Here is a 3,932-nt window from a genome sequence, read left to right on the forward strand (position 1 = left end):
AACTTCATCACGTCTTGATTCTCTTGTTTCACGAAGTGGTTGTTGTTGCTGTTGTTGATGCGGAGCTGCTTGCTGAGAACGACCAGCACCAAATCCACCACTTCTAGTAACACGATGTGTATTTTGCTCTTCACTGAAACCAGTAGCAATTACAGTTACGATAATTTCATCTTTCAAATTATCATTAATAACTGAACCAAAAATCATGTTATTATCTTCATCAGATGCAGATGCAACAATGTCTGCCGCTTCTTGAACTTCAAATAAACTCAAGTTCGATCCACCCGTGATATTCATTAAGATCCCTTTTGCACCGTCAATTGACGTTTCAAGAAGTGGGCTTGAGATTGCTTTCTTCGCAGCTTCTGCAGCACGGTTCTCTCCTGAAGAAATACCGATACCCATTAGGGCTGAACCTTTGTTAGACATAATTGTTTTCACGTCAGCAAAGTCTAAGTTAATAAGTCCAGGTACAGCAATCAAATCTGAAATACCTTGAACACCTTGGCGAAGTACATTATCCGCTTCGCGGAATGCTTCTAACATCGGTGTGTTTTTATCCACGATCTCAAGTAAGCGATCATTTGGAATGACAATCAGCGTGTCAACCGCTTCTTTCATCGAACCGATACCGCCAATCGCTGAAGTTGAACGCTTACGGCCTTCAAACGTGAATGGACGAGTAACAACACCTACCGTTAACGCGCCAATTTCTTTAGCGATTTGAGCGATTACAGGTGCAGCACCTGTTCCAGTTCCTCCACCCATACCTGCAGTGACGAATACCATATCAGCTCCACGTAAAGCTTCTTCAATTTGTTCTTTACTTTCTTCAGCTGCTTTTTTACCTACTTCAGGGTTTGCTCCAGCTCCAAGTCCCCGAGTTAATTTAGCACCTATTTGTAATTTCACTTCTGATTTCGATAAATTTAATGCTTGTGCATCAGTATTTACTGCAATAAATTCTACACCTCTAACTCCGTGTTCAATCATACGGTTTACAGCGTTATTTCCGCCACCACCGACACCAATTACTTTTATAACAGCAAGTTGGTCTAAGCTCGTATCAAACTCTAACATCGCATTTCCTCCTTAAATCACAAATTGTCTATTTCTTGTATTATTCGAAAAATTTATCGAGGAATTTACGTGCTTTCCCCATAACGCTTTCTTTGTCTTCTTCGTTTACATTATTCGAGTGTTTTTGTTTTTTTGGAACTGGTGAGCTATGCTCGGGTTTCTTGGATTGACCTAGTGCGCTACTTCCACCAAGGCGGTTATAGAATTGATCTTCCATATGAGCGTAACGTATTAAGCCAACTGCTGTCGCGTAACTGGCCTCACGGACTCCAATATACTCAGGTGTATAAAGTCGGACACGCGTTTGCAAAATATGACGAGCTAATTGTGTAAGCCCTTCTAATTTTGCTACCCCTCCTGAAATAACTACTCCACCCGGTAAATCTTGAAGACCCATACGATAAAATTCTTCTAAGACTAATTCAAATAACTCTTCTAAACGGACACCAATAATTTCAGATATGTATCTCTGACTATATTGTTCTTTTATATCTGCACCAATTTCTGGCACTTCAAACAATTCATCATCAGATGCGTCATCATAAAAAGCATGTCCATATTGATGTTTAATTTTTTCCGCTTGTTCAGTTGGTGTTTTTAAGATTATAGACAAATCTTTAGTCAAGTGGTCTCCACCTACTGGCAGAACGGATGTATGTGTTAAATGTCCTTCTTGGAAAATAGCAATCGTAGTAGAACCACCACCAATATCAATGAATGCGGTACCATGATTTTTTTCGTCTTCCGATAATGCAAAATATCCTGATGCAAGTGGTTGTAAATAAATTTCGCGAATTTGAAGACCTGCACGTTCTACACAACGTAATACATTATGTAAAATCGTTTTAGAGGTCGTCAACATCGTGCCATCCATTTCCAAACGAATACCAATCATACCTCTTGGATCTTTAATTTCATCTAAATGATCCACGATAAATTGTTTTGGCACTAAATTTACTAATTCTCGTTCCGGTGGAATAGACATAACTTGTGCTGATTCTATTACACGGTCTAAATCATCATCTGTAATTTCGCGATTTTCACTATTTACTGCCACTACGCCTTTTACATGGTGCAACATTGCTTGGTTAGCAGGTATACCTAGTACGACTTCATTAATAGACATTCCGATCATTCGTTCTGCTTGTTCAATTGCTTTTTTTATAGATTGCACGGTCGCATCAATATCAACAATTGCGCCTTTTCGTATTCCATTCGACTTAACATTGCCTACACCAATGACATTTAAACTACCATTTGTCATTTCTCCGATAAGTACCTTAATCGATGATGAACCAATATCAAGAGAAACATATAATTCTGTCTGATTCAATCCGTGGCACCTCCTTCAACAACTCTTTACTGTCCATTCTATTGCATTCTATCAAGCTTGTCTAAGTAAAACGTTAAAAGTTGTCAATTTTCCTTCTATTAGACTGTTTTTTAGTCAATAGTCCCTTTTCTGTCAGTCCATTTGGTTAATATGATTCTTCTAATCATTGCGATGTTTTGGAAAAGACGAACACCAAAAGCAAAAATCGCAGCCAAATACAAGTCAACTCCCAAGTGAACTCCTAGAAAAGCTAGTCCAGCAGCTAAGGCAATATTAAAAAAGAACCCAGATACAAACACTTTATCATCATAAATTTGTTGTAATTGTGCTCGAATTCCTCCAAATAATGTATCAAGTGCTGCCAGTACTGCTATAGATAAATAGTTTTCATACACTGAAGGGATTTGAATATCTGTTAATAAACCCAAAGATATTCCTAAGATTAATCCGAGTAATGGCAACCACATAAGTTAATCTCCTTTAGATGCATTTTTCAAATAAGTATTTTTAATAGTTTGGTCGAAAGCTGGAACCCTAATTAGATCTTTGGGTTCTTCTATTGTTAAGGTTAAATTATCAATAAAAAAATCATCAGCTATCATCGAAGATTTTAAATGATTGTAAAGTATTTCTGCATCCTCAAACGTCTCTGTCCCAATCTGAATCAGAAATGGTGGTGTACGTACGATTAAACTATTAACTGTCGTTTTTCCATTAATATCCCGAATCGGAGAAGAATGAATGATTCGTTTGCCATCAATTGATACATCATGTCCATTAAAACGATTGATTTCATTTAATAATTGAACCAGCAAATCAGGTGAAATACTCGTTACTTCTTGACCAAGAGCCTGTCCTTCTAAAGAAGGCTCAATGGTAAGTTCTAATCCTGGTCCTGTCACTTCCGTTAATCCAGCGTTTGTTCGTAACATATCTAGCGTTTCATTTAATGCTTGAGCAGGACTTTCGGATTGTAAATTTTCATATTTTGTAATTGTTTGATTGACGTCTCGAATTTTTGAAAGTAGCTCGGAGTGCAGTTCTTTCTCAACAGTTAGTTCTTGTCTAATTTCCCACATATCTCGAGTATCTCGTGATTCTGGTTTTTGCACAGTGTTGTATTGCACTGCAATCATAAAGCCGACAATCAACAAAATTATTGTGAAGCGGACATAGACACCTTGTTTCATTGCACCGCTCCTTCCCCTCGAATAACAAATTTATTTCATTTCATTCTCTAAAATGGCGTTTTCAGCTTTCTTGTGTCTAGTTTCAAACGCCAGCCCGCGGGCCATTTACAGGGTCAGAATGAAGAAATATTCGTCTTTCATCCTTCCAGCGCCGGCGTCGGGCTAAAATGGCGTTTTCAGCTTTTCTTGTTGTCTAGCTGCGCAGGCCAGTCCGCACCTCCGCTTTTCGGGTTACAATGCTGGCATTTCGATTTTTGATTTCTCTTCAATTGTTACCACAATATTATCGTTTACTAGTTGATCTAGTACTCCACCTGCAAGTTGAAGTG

At 38.3% G+C, this 3,932-nt stretch carries 4 protein-coding genes; all 4 read right to left on the minus strand.

Annotation, left to right across the window (positions count from 1 at the left end; genetic code table 11):
• Positions 1 to 1,080: cell division protein FtsZ (gene ftsZ, locus AC1DOS_RS18485; protein ID WP_477538686.1), on the minus strand; the 1,080-nt coding region annotated here is incomplete at its 3' end.
• Between the two features lie 40 nt (positions 1,081 to 1,120).
• The gene (gene ftsA, locus AC1DOS_RS18490) at positions 1,121 to 2,413 is read right to left on the minus strand and encodes a cell division protein FtsA (protein ID WP_108584531.1); all 1,293 of its coding nucleotides are present in this window, start codon (positions 2,411 to 2,413) and stop codon (positions 1,121 to 1,123) included.
• Between the two features lie 110 nt (positions 2,414 to 2,523).
• A complete protein-coding gene (locus AC1DOS_RS18495; RefSeq protein ID WP_108584530.1) occupies positions 2,524 to 2,880 on the minus strand; it encodes a small basic family protein in 357 nt (118 codons plus the stop codon).
• A 3-nt stretch (positions 2,881 to 2,883) separates the two neighbouring features.
• On the minus strand, positions 2,884 to 3,603 hold the full coding sequence (locus AC1DOS_RS18500; RefSeq protein ID WP_477538687.1) for a DUF881 domain-containing protein: 720 nt from the start codon (positions 3,601 to 3,603) through the stop codon (positions 2,884 to 2,886).
• Positions 3,604 to 3,932: the final 329 nt, after the last annotated feature.

The sequence above is a fragment of the Paenisporosarcina sp. P5_A11 genome, assembly GCF_056400705.1.